Raw genomic sequence first — 14,793 nt, forward strand, 5'->3', positions numbered from 1 at the left:
TTTGGAGAAAATATGTCAGCAGATCTTTGGGCCCCAAGCGCAAGCATTGAAACACTAAAACAACGTGCAGCGATATTACGTAGCATTCGTGAGTTTTTTTATACGCGTGATGTAATGGAAGTCGAAACACCAAGTTTGAGTAGTGCCAGTGTAACCGATGTACACTTAGCCAGTTTTAATACTAAATTTGTAGGCCCAGGGCACGCAGGTGGGCTTCCTCTATTTTTACAAACATCTCCAGAGTTTGCTATGAAACGCTTGTTAGCGGCAGGCTCAGGCGCTATTTTTCAGCTTTGTAAAGCATTTAGAAATGAAGAAGCCGGTAGTCATCACAATCCTGAATTTACAATGCTGGAATGGTATCGCCCAGGCTTTGATGAATTTGCACTTATGGATGAAATGGATGAGCTAATGCGGCTTGTTTTAGATGTCGAGCCTGCAACAAGGCTTACCTATCAGCAAGCGTTTGAACAAGCACTTGGGCTCGATCCGTTAACAGCAAGCATAGAGCAATTAAAGCAACTAGCGTGTGAGCAGGGGTTTGCTGATATAGCCCAAAATGAAACGCATAAAGATACCTTACTGCAATTATTATTTTGTATGAAAGTAGAGCCCACAATAGGGCAAGATAAGCCATGTTTTGTGTATCACTTTCCAGCTTCTCAAGCGGCACTGGCACAAATTTGTGAACACGATACACGTGTAGCAGGGCGCTTTGAGCTTTATTATAAAAATATGGAATTGGCTAACGGCTTTAACGAACTCACAAATGCTAGTGAGCAAGCTAAACGTTTTAATGAAGATAACGCATACCGCGCTGAAAACGGTTTAAAGCAAGTACCAATGGATAAGCGTTTAATTAAAGCGCTGGAGCATGGATTACCACAGTGCGCAGGGGTGGCTTTGGGTATAGATAGATTGGTAATGCTCGCAACAAATAAAGAAAAAATTAAAGACGTAATCGCGTTTGATGTGCAAAGAGCGTAATGCTGGACTTGTAGGCGCACAGCTTGCTGGCGCGTTAAAGCGAAGCCTTAAGGTCTTTTTATTTGGTTAGTTTAAAGTAATAAGAAGCTTCGCTTCTCACGTGAGCAAGCTCTACGTCTACAACACATTTTATTATTATTTATGTTTGATATGCAAAGAGTGTGATGCTTGACCTGTAGGTGCGAATTTACTTCGCGCTCATGTAATTTAACTTTATAAAAAAGCGAGGTATAAAACCTCACCTACAAATAAAAACACCGCGTTTAAATTAAACGCGGTGTTTTTTATTGCTTGCTGTAGCTTTCATTTGAAAGCCAACGGCTGTGCTTTACAGATTAAGTGTAAAGGTAACACCTGCTACACGAGGCTCACCTAATTGTGTGTAGGTATGTGTTGCGTAGCCATCTTGTGGGTCATTACCAAATTCAAAGCCACGTGTAGGGACTGTTTCGTCAAATACATTACGAGCCCATGCGCGTACTGCCCACATGTCTGCTTCATAGCCAAAGCTTAAATTAACTAAGTTACTGCTTGGTGCTTGTGAGTTGTGGCTATCAGAGAAGTAATAATCGTCCTTACCTTCAACACCAATCATACCGTAAAGCTCACTTGTAAAGTTATAACGAGCAGTAAACGCATACTGGTATTTAGGTGACTGTGCTTGTTCGCGACCGTCTTGATTTAAGCCTGATTGTGTTACAAAGTCGTCTATTTCAGTGTTTAAGTAACCAGCGCTACCTGTTAAAAACAGATTATCAGTTAGTTGGTAACTACCTTCAACTTCTAGTCCGTAATTGCTGCCAGAACTTGCGTTATCAACATAACCGGTAAATTGCTGACCTTCTACTTGCCATGCTTTTAACTGAATATCATCGCGGTGCATGTAAAATGCAGCTAAGCGAAGTGTAAATTTGTCATCAAGTGATGAGCCTTTAACGCCGAATTCGCCACTCCATAAATATTCAGGGTCGAAACTGGTGTGCTGCTGGAAAAAATCAGCGCTTAGGTTTAAGCCTTCATCTTTCGCTTTAGCCAGTGCTTCTGAGTTAATACCACCGGCTTTGTAGCCACGCGTAATACTTGTGTAGATCATCGTACGATCAATTACTTGATACTCTAGCGCAATTTTACCGCCAACCATTACATCGTCAGTGTCTTGTATAAAGCCATTGCTATCGGTGTAGTCACCTTGGTATTGCTCTACACGTAAACCTGTAATGAGTGTTGTTTTAGAACCAATTGGAGTCGCTACTTGACCATATACTGCAACGTTACTGGTTTCGTAAGTTGAAGAAAACGGGCTTGCTAACCATGTGTATTGGCGCTCTAAATCAACATCACGGTTTTGGTAATAAATACCCGCAACCCAGTTACCTGTTTTAGAATTAAATTGTAAATCTACTGATTGGTCATCGCGATCGCGGCTGTAAAGATCGGTTGAGCTGTATCCATCAGGATGTAAGCCAGCAGCACATAAATTTGGCTCACTTGTATCGTTACAACCCCAGTCTTCGTCAAAGCTGTAAAGTAATTCGGAATCAATAGCCGATAGGTTTAGATTTACATCAAAAGCGTCAAAGCCCGTGTAAGTATTATTAACGCCTATTGCGTAGCTTTGTTGATTATCTTGGCCTGGTTCATCGGCAACACTATTGCGGCTGTTATCAAGCGTAAACGCATCGTAACCATTGTTTATATCAATATAGTGAAGGTTTAGCTCAGTATTTAAATGCTTTGTAAGCTGACTGTTTAATTTAAAACGCGCTACTTGCTCGTCTTGATTTTGTGTTTCGTCATTTAAGTACAGGTTATCTACGTAACCGTCTGACTTTCTGCGAAAGTAGCTAACGCGTGCGCTAGTGTCATCTGTTAAGCCTGTGCTTGCTGCAATGCCTGCTTCGCGTGTGTTGTATGTGCCAGCACCTACTTGTAATTTTAAACTTGGATCGCTTGTGGCTTTAGCTGAACCCATTTGGATCATGCCGGCCATACCGTCTGCGCCAAAGCGAGTGCCTTGTGGGCCGCGATAAATTTCTACTTGGTCTATATCAAATAATAATGAGCTGCCACCAAGGCCAGAATAGTTAATACCATCAATAACTAAACCAACTGATGGATTAATCGGGTCTACAAATTGTGAGCGAAGCCCCACGCCACGGATTTGGATATAGCGTCCGCGCGACGCGCCAGAAGTAAAGTTTACATTGGCGGTACTGCCTAATATTTCGTCTAAGTAACTTGCACCACGTAGATTAATTTCTTCTTCGCTGAATAAGCTTGCGCTTGCGCTTAAGGTTTGAATGCTTTCGCGTTGAAAATCGCCAGTTACAACAATTCTTTCTAGGTTGCTATCGTCAGCGTTAGCTGCAAGTGGTGCACCAAGCAGCGGTAAAAGTGCTGCGGTAATTAAAGACAAACGTAAGTTCATTAGGTTACTTAACTCCATTTTAGGGACTCGTATGGTAGCAATTATTTGAGCACATGTGCTATAAACTCGGCAATTATACGTTAAATAATTAGGATTATTAATATGACCTTTAAAGTTGACTTTAAAGTGCGTGATTACGAATGTGACTTACAAGGCATTGTAAATAACAGTGTGTATTTTAATTATTTGGAGCACGCTCGCCACGAATTTTTATACGCAAATGGTATTGATTTTGCTCAGTTAGCAAAAGATAAAATTAATCTAGTCGTGATGCGCAGTGAAATGGATTATAAGCATTCGCTCTTACCGGGTGATGAGTTTTATGTGGCTGTAGAGCCGCAGCGTATAAGTCGCCTTAAATTTGCATTTAAGCAAACGGTTGTTCGTAAATACGATGAAAAAGTAATGCTCAATGCACTAATAATAGGAACGTCGGTTAATGAAAAAGGCCGCCCATTTTTGCCTGATCAAATAGATAATGTATTCAAAACTACAACTTAGTGCGTAGTAGCGTAACTTTTGAACTATCATAGAACAAAAATTTACATTTTAAACATGCATTTTTAACGGATAAATCGCATAAATATTGTTATTATTACAGTAATTAGACAATTAGTTAGTAGTAGCATGAAATTAGCAGCAATACCGATGCTTATAATCGGTTTATGTGTTGGTTGCGCATCGACAGGGACGGTTACCAGTGAGCAGCTAAAATACACCCAATGGCAATTATCACGTGTTGATGGTTTAGCAATTCCACCTTCGTTTAATGCATCAATGAGTTTTATTGAAGCACTGCAAGTAAACGGTTTTGCTGGCTGTAACAAATTTTTTGGTGAAGGTTCGCTTGAAGAAAGTAACCTGACTGTAAGCAAGTTAGGTATGACGCGCAAGTCGTGCGGCAAAGAAATTGATGAGTTTGAGCAGCAGTTATTACAAGCCTTAAATCAAGGCGCAGAGCTTAAAATGCAAGACCAGCAATTAGTCATGCAAGGCGAGCAAACATTTGTGTTTATCCCTAAATAATTTTAAGTTTTTGAAAAACAGCCCCTTGCGGGCAGTTTTTAACTGACGTACACTCAGCGCAGATTTGATGAATAATATATCAAATTAATGAACAGAATTTATATATCAATACTTGTCGGAGTGCCAAAGCTAAGTAATTAGTTTTTGGCTGAGATCGCGAAAGCGGGATCCGTGAACCTGATCAGGTTAATACCTGCGTAGGGAACAAGCTGCCTAAAATGGGACGCTTGTGCGTCTTTTTTTATGCGCACAATAAAGTGATTTATTTTTTAGGCTGCAAAGTAGCATGTACGCTACTTTACGATCTTTCTCTATTCCTTTGGAATATCTGACAAGACAACCCTTAAGCAATGAGGCAAGTCATGTCAAACACTACAAATAAAGCGTCGCGCCGAGAAACTCGCGCTGCCGCGTCTGAATATATTTATAACTTAACGGGTCAACCGTTCCCAAATTCTCATAAAGTATACGTTGAAGGTACTCAACCAGGCGTGCGCGTTGGTATGCGTGAAATCACGTTAAGTGATACGTTTATTGGCGGTACAGATGAAAACCCTGTTTATGAGTCAAACGATCCGCTTCGCGTTTACGATACTTCGGGCCCGTATACCGATCCTAATTTTGAACTAGACGTGCGTAAAGGCTTACCAAAATTTCGTGAACAATGGATTGAAAACCGTGGTGACACTGAAATTTTAGAATCAGTGACGTCGCAGTTTTCGCAGCAGCGCATGGCAGATGAAGGGCTGGATCATATTCGCTTTGATCACTTGCCAAAAATTCGCCGTGGTGTCGCTGGTAAAAACGTAACGCAAATGCACTACGCACGCCAAGGGATTATTACTCCTGAAATGGAATACGTAGCCGTTCGCGAAAATATGGGACGTGCAGAAATTCGTAAAGAATTACTAGCCGCGCAGCATAAAGGCGAGTCGTTTGGTGCGAGTATTCCTGAATTTATTACCCCAGAGTTTGTACGCGACGAAATAGCCCGTGGTCGCGCTATTTTACCAAATAATATAAACCATCCAGAAACAGAGCCTATGATTGTAGGTCGTAACTTTTTAGTTAAAGTTAACGCCAACATTGGTAACTCGTCGGTCAGCTCATCTATTGAAGAAGAAGTAGAAAAAATGGTGTGGTCTACCCGCTGGGGGGCAGACACCGTGATGGACTTATCAACGGGTCGTTACATTCACGAAACCCGCGAATGGGTTGTGCGTAATTCGCCTGTACCTATTGGCACAGTACCGATTTATCAAGCGCTTGAAAAAGTAAACGGTGTGGCTGAGGATTTAACGTGGGAAATTTTTCGCGATACGCTAATTGAGCAAGCCGAGCAGGGTGTTGATTACTTTACTATTCATGCGGGTGTATTACTGCGTTATGTACCAATGACCGCTAAACGTGTAACCGGTATTGTGTCGCGCGGTGGCTCAATTATGGCTAAGTGGTGTTTAGCGCATCACAAAGAAAACTTTTTATACACGCACTTTGAAGACATTTGCGAAATTTTAAAACAATACGATGTGTGTTTTTCACTCGGTGATGGCCTTCGTCCAGGCTCTATTGCTGATGCCAACGATGAAGCGCAGTTTAGTGAGCTACGCACATTAGGTGAACTGACTAAAATTGCGTGGAAGCACGACGTACAAGTATTTATTGAAGGCCCAGGGCATGTGCCAATGCATATGATTAAAGCCAATATGGATGAGCAATTAAAGCATTGCGACGAAGCGCCATTTTACACTTTAGGCCCGTTAACGACCGATATTGCACCAGGGTACGATCATATCACCTCAGGTATTGGGGCGGCCCAAATAGCATGGTACGGCTGTGCAATGCTTTGTTATGTAACACCTAAAGAGCATTTGGGTCTGCCAAATAAAGAAGATGTTAAAGAAGGTTTAATTACTTACAAAATTGCAGCGCATGCCGCCGATTTAGCAAAAGGGCACCCTGGCGCGCAAGAGCGTGATAACGCCTTATCAAAAGCGCGTTTTGAGTTTAGATGGCATGACCAATTTAATATAGGTTTAGATCCAGACCGTGCTCGCGAGTATCACGACGAAACCCTTCCACAAGAGTCAGGCAAAGTGGCTCACTTTTGCTCTATGTGTGGCCCTAAATTTTGCTCTATGAAAATTAGCCAAGAAGTACGCGATTACGCTAAAGATTTAGAAACACGCGGTATTGATCCAAATGACGCTGGCGACGCTATTGAAATAAAAATGATTGATGTAGAAGCCGAAATGAAAGCTAAATCTGCTGAGTTTAAGCAAACAGGCTCAGAAATTTACCACAAAGCGGTATAGCAATAAGTTAGATACAGATGTAGGTGAGGTTTTATACCTCGCTTCTTTAAACATTGAAGAAGTGCGAGTGAGTTCGCACCTACTAATAACTGCTTTTGGAGGTTTTATGTTTTATAACATTGCTGTGGTGGGTTTTGGTTTAGCAGGGCGCTTAGCTGCCCTTGAGCTAAGTAAGTTGCATCATGTAACGGTGTTTGAAGCAGACGACGAGCAAACCCCAAATAGCGCCGGTAAAGTGGCAGCAGCAATGCTTGCCCCGCTTGCTGAGTCGGTATTGTGTGAGGCTGATTTAGCTTTAATGGGGCTTGATTCAATGAAACGCTGGCCGGGCATTATTGCAGAACTTGAAAGTGAAGTTTTTTTTCAGCAGCAAGGCACATTGGTCGTTGCGCATCAGCAAGATAAAGGCGATTTACAAAGCTTTACCCAGAGAATAAAGCCTATAGCAGGGCACAGCGCTCAGGCATTGAATGCTCAGCAAATAGCGCAGTTAGAGCCAGAGCTTGCTAATCGGTTTAACCAAGGTCTATTTTTACCCTGCGAGGGGCAAATAGATAACCAAGCCTTTTATAAAGCAAGTTTTACCATGCTCAACAAGCGCAAAGTTAAGTGTGTGTTTAACCAGCGCGTAACCATTAAAAACGGCGAAATAAATAATCGACCATTTGACTACATTATTGATTGTCGTGGGCTTGGTGCTAAAAGCGATAAACCGCTTAGAGGTGTGCGCGGTGAAGTAGCAAGGCTATATGCACCTGAAGTAAATTTAACGCGACCTGTGCGTTTAATGCATCCGCGTTACCCAATTTATATAGCGCCTAAACCTAATCATGAATATGTAATTGGTGCGACCGAAATAGAATCGCAAGATAGCGGCGCCGCAACAGTGCGATCAACTCTTGAGTTACTTTCAGCGGCTTATACCGTACACAGCGGATTTGCCGAAGCACGACTACTTAATATTCAAGCCGGATTACGCCCTGCATTTAGCGATAACCGCCCAGAAGTATCACAAGTTGGCAATGTAATTAGCATTAACGGCTTATATCGTCATGGTTATATGCTGGCACCGGCATTAGTGGCGCAAGTAGTTTCACGAATAGAGTGAGAATAAAATGAACATTACAATTAATGGCGAGCTACTTAATGTTAATAGCAAAGCGCTCGTTGAGGTACTTCAAAGTTTTGGTGCAGTTGCGCCTTTTGCTGTGGCTGTTAATGGCGAATTTATTCCACAAAGTCGGCACAGTAACTATGTACTTAATGAAGGCGACAGTGTTGAGTTACTGTCACCCATTCAAGGCGGATAAAGCTCATGCAAACTAAAGACTGTTTAACTATTTATGGAGAGCAAATAAAGAGTCGTTTATTGATAGGCTCTGCGCTTTATCCGTCACCCGACATTATGACCCAATCGATAGTCGCCTCTGGCGCTGAAATTGTAACCGTGTCGCTTAGGCGCCAACAAAGTGCAGCAGCGGGTGATGACTTTTGGCAGTTAATAAAAAATACAGGTTTAAAAATACTCCCTAATACCGCAGGGTGCCACAGCGTTAAAGAAGCTATAACGCTTGCAAAAATGTGCCGAGAGGTATTTGCCACCGACTGGATTAAGCTAGAGCTGATTGGCGATGATTACAATTTACAGCCTGACCCTTTTGCGTTACTTGAAGCGACAAAAATATTAATTAATGATGGCTTTAAAGTATTACCTTATTGCACCGATGACTTAGTACTTTGCCAGCGCTTAAATGAGCTAGGGTGTGAGGTGCTTATGCCGTGGGGTGCGCCAATAGGCACGGGTAAGGGCTTGTTAAATAGTTATAATTTAAAAACTATTCGAGAGCGCTTACCCGATACCACATTAATAGTAGATGCAGGTTTAGGTTTGCCATCGCATGCCTGCCAAGCACTCGAAATGGGGTATGATGCGGTATTATTAAATTCAGCCATTGCAGGGGCGGGTTGCCCAATTACTATGAGCCGCGCATTTAAAGGCGCAGTTGAAGCAGGGCGCTTTGCATATCAAGCAAAAGCGATGCCGGAAAAAGACGTTGCAGCCCCATCAACCCCAACAATGGGTATGCCATTTTGGCATCAGCAGTGAAGGAAAGAATATGAATAACGTAGTATGGACAATTGCCGGTTCTGATTCTGGCGGCGGTGCCGGTATTCAAGCTGATATAAAAGCAATGCAAAGTTTTGGTGTACATGGCTGCACGGCAATCACGGCGCTTACTGCACAAAATAGTTTAGGCGTAGAGGCTATTAATGCAGTGTCTACCGATATTATTGAATCGCAGTTACTAGCGCTTGAAAAAGACATGAAAGCCAAAGTGATAAAAATTGGCATGTTAGCCAATGTGCAGCAAATTCAGTTGATCAGCGAACATATAAGCCACTATAAAGCTAAGTGGCCTGCGCCTCCCGTTATTGTATATGACCCTGTTGCTATTGCCTCAAGCGGTGACTTACTAACAGAAGAAGACACCGTCAGCGCAATAAAAGAATGTTTACTGCCGCTGGTTGATGTAATAACCCCAAACACCCACGAAACACAGTTATTAACCGGTGTGTATTTAATTGGCCCAGCTGCAATAAAAGAAGCGGCTAATAAGCTATTAAGCTGGGGTGCAAAAGCCGTTGTTATTAAAGGCGGACATTGGGATTACCCAAGTGGCTACTGCATTGACTATTGTATTGATAGTAATACACAAAATGGTGAAGAATATTGGTTAGGCAATCAAAAAATACAAACACCGCATAACCACGGCACCGGGTGTAGCATGGCTTCGGTAATTGCTGCGTGTTTAGCTAAAGACTACCCATTAAAAGATGCCTTCATTTTAGCTAAAGCATATATAAACCAAGGGCTAAAGCAGTCTGTTCGATACGGCGAGGGGATTGGACCGGTTGCTCAGACCTCGTTTCCCACTAATTTAGCTGACTACCCACAAGTAATTGAGCCAGGTAGCTGGCTGGGCGATGAACTAGATTTCGATGTGCCGCTTGATTTTAATATGGCTGCTGATTTTGCACCTTGTGAAAGTAAATCGCTGGGCTTATATGCGGTTGTTGATAGCACCGATTGGTTAGAAAAGTGCTTACAACAAGGCATTAAAACAGCGCAGTTACGCGTTAAAAATAAAACGCAAGATGAGCTTGATGGGCTCATTAAGCATGCTGTTGAGCTGGGCAAGCAATACAACGCACAGGTATTTATAAATGACTACTGGCAGTTAGCTATTAAGCACGGTGCATATGGCGTGCATTTAGGGCAAGAGGATTTAGACATTGCTAATTTAGCGGCAATTAAAGACGCTGGGCTAAGGCTTGGGCTTTCTACTCATGGTTTTTATGAAATGCTACGTGCGCATAATTATCGCCCTAGTTATATGGCATTTGGTGCTATTTACCCAACCACCACCAAAGACATGACAGGGCAAATACAAGGTCTTGAAAAGCTGATTAAATTTGTGCCGCTTATGCAAAGCTACCCAACAGTAGCAATAGGTGGGATTGATTTAAGCCGTGCTGAGCAGGTAGCTAAAACAGGCGTAGGCAGTGTTGCCGTAGTGCGTGCGATTACCGAGGCTGATAATTACGTAGAGGCTATAAGCGCTCTGCAAGTGGCCATAAGCAGTGCCAATTAAAACTAACAAGGGTAATACTAATAAGGCTGATAAACGTGAGTGAGCTAAGCGATAAAGAAACCCTGCGTTACAGCCGCCATTTATTGCTTGAAGAAGTTGGGCTTGAAGGGCAGTTAGCACTTAAATCCTCAACGGTTTCAGTAGTTGGGGCTGGTGGTTTAGGTAGCCCAGCACTTTTATATTTGGCCACTGCGGGTATTGGAACGCTTATTTTAATTGACGATGATGAGGTTGAGCTTTCAAACTTACAGCGCCAAGTGCTTTATAAAATAAACCACTTAGGGCAAAGCAAGGTCGCTGCAGCGGGTAAAGTATTAGCGAGCCTGAATAATCAAATAAACATAGTAACGCATTGTCAAAAGCTAGATGAGAGTAATGCCACTAATATTCTAAAAGGTGCTGACATAGTACTTGATTGCTCTGATAACTTTAGTACTCGCTATAGTGTTAATCGTTATTGTATTGCTAATAAAACACCGTTAATTTCTGGTGCTGCACTCGCAACCAAAGGGCAGTTAATGGGCTTTGATTTTAGGCAAAGTGATAGCCCATGTTATGGCTGTGTTTTTCCACAAAGCGAAGCTACACCGGTTATAAATTGCAGTAACGCAGGAGTAATTAGCCCGCTACTTGGTGTAATAGGCTCTATGCAGGCGCAACTTACGCTCAATTTATTGCTGGGGCATGCAGAGGGATGTATGTTTATAACCTTCGATGCGCTTACTTTAAAGCAACAGCATTTTAAAGTGATTAAAGATTCAGAGTGTAAAGAGTGTGGTAAATAGGTTTTGAAGGGGCTTGTGCCTGTTACTACATGTGGCTTTAAGAAACTAAAAGCTGCGCTTTTAACGTGAGCAAGCTCTACGTCTACAACGCATTAAACTTCTGCACCAAACTGTAGACGCACAGCTTGCTGGCGTGATGGGCGAAGCCCATAAAAACATAAACGATGCAGCCTGCAATTACATATAAACCAAAAGCGGCGCTTTTAACGTGAGCAAGCTCTACGTCTACAACACATCAAAACTTCTTCACCAAACTGTAGACGCACGGCTTGCTGGCGTGATGGGCGAAGCCCATAAAAATATAAACGATGCAGCTTGCAATTACATATAAACCAAAAGCTGCGCTTTTCACGTGAGCAAGCTCTACGTCTACAACACATCAAAATTTTTGCACCAAGCTTGTAGACGCACAGCTTGCTGGCGTGATGGACGAAGTCCATAAAGATATAAACGCTATAAGCCTGCAATTACATATAAACCAAAAGCTGACGCTTTTAACGTGAGCAAGCTCTACGTCTACAACATATCAAATTTTTGCACCAAGCTTGTAGACGCACAGCTTGCTGGCGTGATGGGCGAAGCCCATAAAAACATAAACGATGCAGCCTGCAATTACATATAAACCAAAAGCTGACGCTTTTCACGTGAGCAAGCTCTACGTCTACAACATATCAAAACTTCTGCACCAAACTGTAGACGTACAGCTTGCTGGCGTGATGGGCGAAGTCCATAAAAATATAAACGCTATAGCCTACAATTACTTATAAACCAAAAGCGGCCCTTTTCGCGTGAGCAGGCTTTACGCCTTCAAAAATAAAAAACCGCGTTAATTAAACGCGGTTTTTTTAATTTCTAATTAACGATTTATTTTAGTCGTTAATTTTTGCAAACGCAGTACCTAAGCGAGTAACCACTTCTGGTAGTTGATCGTCCAGTATTTCAGCCTTATCAGCACCCCATGCAAGTACCACAGTAGAGCCTAATTTAAAGCGACCCATTTCTTCACCCTTTTTAAGCGTGATAGCGTTATCGCCAGTGGTTGGGTATTTCCAACTAAATACATCGCTACCAGCTGGTGGCGTGACAGTACCTGCCCAAATAGTTTCTATGCTGGCTACAATTGTTGCGCCAACAAGTACCATAGCAAGCGGACCAATCTCAGTTTCAAAAATTGCGACTACTCGTTCATTACGTGCAAACAAGTTAGGCACGTTTTGCGCTGTAAGTGGGTTTACTGAAAATAAATCACCTGGCACGTAAATCATTTTGCTTAGTGTGCCATCAATTGGCATATGAATACGGTGGTAATCTTTAGGTGCTAAATAAATGGTGGCAAACTTACCGCCTAAAAATGGTGTTGTATCATCTTGTGAGCCGCCTAGTAGCGCTTGTAAGCTGTAATCGTGACCTTTAGCTTGTATTAGCTGTCCGTCAACAATATCGCCTAGCTGGCTGATTGCACCATCCACTGGATGAGTGATGATATTGCTATCTTCTACCATTGGGCGCATGCCGTCTTTTAGAGGGCGAGTAAAAAATTCATTAAAGCTTTTATAATGAGCCGGATCTGGGTATTGGGCTTCGCTCATATCTACTTTATATTGCTTAATAAATAGTTTAATTAAAGTCGTTGTTAAAGCACCTGCTTTAGCTGCGGCTAATTTTCCCACTACGCGTGAAATAAAATGTTTTGGCATTGCGTACTGCATTGCGATTTTAAATTTGTCTAAACTCACAGTATTTATCCTAAATTATACGCGAGGCGCACGGGCGCCTGCACGGCCATCGGCCATTGTTTCTAAAATTCGGTGGTAGCTGTCAAAGCGCAATTGAGAAATTCTTCCATCGGCTACAGCTTCTTTAACTATACAGCCAGGATCGTTTAAATGTTTACAGTCTCTAAAGCGGCACCCGCCTATAAATTCTCTAAACTCTTTAAAACACCACGTTACACGCTCAACATCTAAATGCCATAAACCAAATTCACGAATTCCTGGTGAATCGATTAGGTTACCGCCACTTGGTAAATGGTGAAGGCGTGAAACAGTTGTTGTATGCTGGCCTAGGCCGCTGTTTTCAGATACTTCTTTAGTTAATATTTCAGCGTTAGGTAATACAGTGTTAACGAGGGTTGATTTACCCACACCACTTTGACCAACAAAAATGTTATTTTTACCAACAAGTACTTCTTTTAATTCATCAATACCATTGCCCGATATATTACTAACAAGGAGTACTTGGTAATCAAGTTTACGGTAGATATCGAGAACTTTTTGTATTTCACTAAGACCAGCATCATCAATTAAATCTATTTTATTGAGTACTAAAATTGGCTCAATACCCATATCTTCACAGGCTATTAAATAGCGGTCGATAATACTTGGGGTAAACTCAGGTAGTACCGCCGATACCATGAGTATTTGATCAATGTTAGCTGCAATAACTTTTACACCATCGTAAAAGTCAGGGCGGGTAAGTTGTGAGCGACGCTCTTGCGTGGCTTCAATTACTCCGGCTAAATCACCTTCACTTACTTTGGCACGGCGAAACAATACCTCATCACCACACACTAAATTTGACACGGTACGGCGTATATTACAACGCAGTACATCGCCGTTCTGTGTTTCGACATCGGCGTGTTGGCCAAAACGACTGATCACAATTGCGCTCTCGACCTGACCTAAATTATCGGTTTGCCATTCTTGCGCGCCTTTTTTAGCTGGTTTTGAGTCTGCGCTATTAATGCGCTTTTGGTGATTGGCCTTGATCTGACGCGATTGGCCTTTACTTAATTTTTTCTGTTTTGCCACTGGAGGCCTATAACCTTAGTTAAATGTCGCTTTTCCTAAAAAAAGCTTTAGCTCGACGGTTGATGCTAATATGATATATCGAAATGCGTTGGATCTAAAGGAAAGCACCGCTTAGGTATTATGACTATTAATAAATCAAATTTAATTTGGCTCGATCTTGAAATGACCGGACTCGAACCAGAGACCGATAAAATACTCGAAATTGCGACGGTTGTCACTGACGCAGACCTGAATATATTAGCCGAAGGGCCAACTATAGCTATTCATCAAAATGATGAATTACTAAATGGTATGGACGAGTGGTGTACGACTCAGCATGGTAAATCGGGGTTAACAGCGCGCTGCAAAGCAAGTACCTTCGATGAAGAGCATGCTGTAGCGCAAACGTTAGATTTTTTAAAACAGTGGGTGCCTGCGGGTGTATCACCAATGTGTGGTAATTCAATTGGGCAAGATCGTCGCTTTATGAATAAATACATGCGTGAACTTGAAGACTTTTTCCATTACCGAAATCTCGACGTAAGTACTATTAAAGAATTAGCACGTCGCTGGAAACCTGAAGTGCTTGCTAAAGTGAACAAAAAAGGCTCACACCTTGCTTTGGACGATATTAAAGATTCGATTATGGAATTAAAAATCTATAGAGAAAATTTCTTTAATTTGTAAAAAACACTTGCAAACACTCCGTATTATTGTAGAATCCTGCCCCGCTCAAGACGATAACCCACGCGGGGTTAGTGTGTTTGAGTGATTGAATTACCATCAATAAATGCGGTACTAGCTCAGTTG

The 14,793-nt window shown here is 42.1% G+C and carries 13 protein-coding genes and 1 riboswitch; of the genes, 10 read left to right on the forward strand and 3 right to left on the reverse strand.

The genetic code is table 11. The features are described 5' to 3' along the window. The first annotated feature begins 12 nt into the window (after positions 1 to 12). The gene (epmA, locus tag DC53_RS01730; protein ID WP_033031955.1) at positions 13 to 987 is read left to right on the forward strand and encodes an elongation factor P--(R)-beta-lysine ligase; all 975 of its coding nucleotides are present in this window, start codon (positions 13 to 15) and stop codon (positions 985 to 987) included. A gap of 328 nt (positions 988 to 1,315) precedes the next feature. Here the strand turns inward: epmA and DC53_RS01725 are convergent, their stop codons facing one another. After that, positions 1,316 to 3,415, reverse strand: coding sequence for a TonB-dependent receptor (locus DC53_RS01725; protein WP_033031957.1), 2,100 nt, complete (start codon positions 3,413 to 3,415; stop codon positions 1,316 to 1,318). A gap of 102 nt (positions 3,416 to 3,517) precedes the next feature. On the opposite strand from DC53_RS01725, the gene DC53_RS01720 reads away from it, so the two are divergent. The 8 genes from DC53_RS01720 (at position 3,518) to DC53_RS01685 (ending at position 11,194) form a co-directional block, all read left to right on the forward strand. After that, positions 3,518 to 3,916, forward strand: coding sequence for an acyl-CoA thioesterase (locus DC53_RS01720; protein WP_007378757.1), 399 nt, complete (start codon positions 3,518 to 3,520; stop codon positions 3,914 to 3,916). A gap of 126 nt (positions 3,917 to 4,042) precedes the next feature. Beyond that, positions 4,043 to 4,441 (forward strand): META domain-containing protein, encoded by a 399-nt coding sequence (locus tag DC53_RS01715; RefSeq protein ID WP_033031959.1) that lies wholly within the window; start codon positions 4,043 to 4,045, stop codon positions 4,439 to 4,441. Between the two features lie 106 nt (positions 4,442 to 4,547). After that, positions 4,548 to 4,662: riboswitch (TPP riboswitch) on the forward strand. 141 nt (positions 4,663 to 4,803) lie between these two features. Continuing rightward, positions 4,804 to 6,756, forward strand: coding sequence for a phosphomethylpyrimidine synthase ThiC (gene thiC, locus DC53_RS01710; protein ID WP_033031961.1), 1,953 nt, complete (start codon positions 4,804 to 4,806; stop codon positions 6,754 to 6,756). A gap of 106 nt (positions 6,757 to 6,862) precedes the next feature. Continuing rightward, positions 6,863 to 7,864 carry an FAD-dependent oxidoreductase gene (locus DC53_RS01705; protein ID WP_033031963.1) on the forward strand — a complete coding sequence of 334 codons (1,002 nt, stop codon included), beginning with the start codon at positions 6,863 to 6,865 and terminating at the stop codon, positions 7,862 to 7,864. A gap of 7 nt (positions 7,865 to 7,871) precedes the next feature. Then, positions 7,872 to 8,066: a sulfur carrier protein ThiS gene (thiS, locus tag DC53_RS01700; RefSeq protein WP_002960781.1), complete on the forward strand. Its 195-nt coding sequence runs from the start codon at positions 7,872 to 7,874 to the stop codon at positions 8,064 to 8,066. 5 nt (positions 8,067 to 8,071) lie between these two features. Next, positions 8,072 to 8,863: a thiazole synthase gene (locus tag DC53_RS01695; protein ID WP_033031965.1), complete on the forward strand. Its 792-nt coding sequence runs from the start codon at positions 8,072 to 8,074 to the stop codon at positions 8,861 to 8,863. A gap of 10 nt (positions 8,864 to 8,873) precedes the next feature. Then, positions 8,874 to 10,409 (forward strand): thiamine phosphate synthase, encoded by a 1,536-nt coding sequence (gene thiE / locus DC53_RS01690; protein ID WP_033031967.1) that lies wholly within the window; start codon positions 8,874 to 8,876, stop codon positions 10,407 to 10,409. Between the two features lie 35 nt (positions 10,410 to 10,444). After that, positions 10,445 to 11,194: a HesA/MoeB/ThiF family protein gene (locus DC53_RS01685; protein WP_108912435.1), complete on the forward strand. Its 750-nt coding sequence runs from the start codon at positions 10,445 to 10,447 to the stop codon at positions 11,192 to 11,194. Positions 11,195 to 12,063: 869 nt separating this feature from the next. Here the strand turns inward: DC53_RS01685 and asd are convergent. Then, on the reverse strand, positions 12,064 to 12,930 hold the full coding sequence (gene asd / locus DC53_RS01680) for an archaetidylserine decarboxylase (RefSeq protein WP_007378748.1): 867 nt from the start codon (positions 12,928 to 12,930) through the stop codon (positions 12,064 to 12,066). Between the two features lie 15 nt (positions 12,931 to 12,945). Continuing rightward, on the reverse strand, positions 12,946 to 14,004 hold the full coding sequence (gene rsgA / locus DC53_RS01675) for a small ribosomal subunit biogenesis GTPase RsgA (protein WP_007378747.1): 1,059 nt from the start codon (positions 14,002 to 14,004) through the stop codon (positions 12,946 to 12,948). A 120-nt stretch (positions 14,005 to 14,124) separates the two neighbouring features. On the opposite strand from rsgA, the gene orn reads away from it, so the two are divergent. Continuing rightward, positions 14,125 to 14,670, forward strand: a complete 546-nt coding sequence (gene orn / locus DC53_RS01670) for an oligoribonuclease (protein WP_007378746.1) — start codon at positions 14,125 to 14,127, stop codon at positions 14,668 to 14,670. Positions 14,671 to 14,793 lie beyond the last annotated feature (123 nt).

This window comes from Pseudoalteromonas fuliginea (assembly GCF_000690055.1).
GTDB lineage: Bacteria > Pseudomonadota > Gammaproteobacteria > Enterobacterales > Alteromonadaceae > Pseudoalteromonas > Pseudoalteromonas fuliginea.

Excerpts from the sequence above, each read along its gene's own strand:
- epmA (WP_033031955.1), top strand. The coding sequence starts at position 13 with ATGTCAGCAGATCTTTGGGCCCCAAGCGCAAGCATTGAAACACTAAAA.
- DC53_RS01725 (WP_033031957.1), bottom strand. The coding sequence starts at position 3,415 with ATGAACTTACGTTTGTCTTTAATTACCGCAGCACTTTTACCGCTGCTT.
- DC53_RS01720 (WP_007378757.1), top strand. The coding sequence starts at position 3,518 with ATGACCTTTAAAGTTGACTTTAAAGTGCGTGATTACGAATGTGACTTA.
- DC53_RS01715 (WP_033031959.1), top strand. The coding sequence starts at position 4,043 with ATGAAATTAGCAGCAATACCGATGCTTATAATCGGTTTATGTGTTGGT.
- thiC (WP_033031961.1), top strand. The coding sequence starts at position 4,804 with ATGTCAAACACTACAAATAAAGCGTCGCGCCGAGAAACTCGCGCTGCC.
- DC53_RS01705 (WP_033031963.1), top strand. The coding sequence starts at position 6,863 with ATGTTTTATAACATTGCTGTGGTGGGTTTTGGTTTAGCAGGGCGCTTA.
- thiS (WP_002960781.1), top strand. The coding sequence starts at position 7,872 with ATGAACATTACAATTAATGGCGAGCTACTTAATGTTAATAGCAAAGCG.
- DC53_RS01695 (WP_033031965.1), top strand. The coding sequence starts at position 8,072 with ATGCAAACTAAAGACTGTTTAACTATTTATGGAGAGCAAATAAAGAGT.
- thiE (WP_033031967.1), top strand. The coding sequence starts at position 8,874 with ATGAATAACGTAGTATGGACAATTGCCGGTTCTGATTCTGGCGGCGGT.
- orn (WP_007378746.1), top strand. The coding sequence starts at position 14,125 with ATGACTATTAATAAATCAAATTTAATTTGGCTCGATCTTGAAATGACC.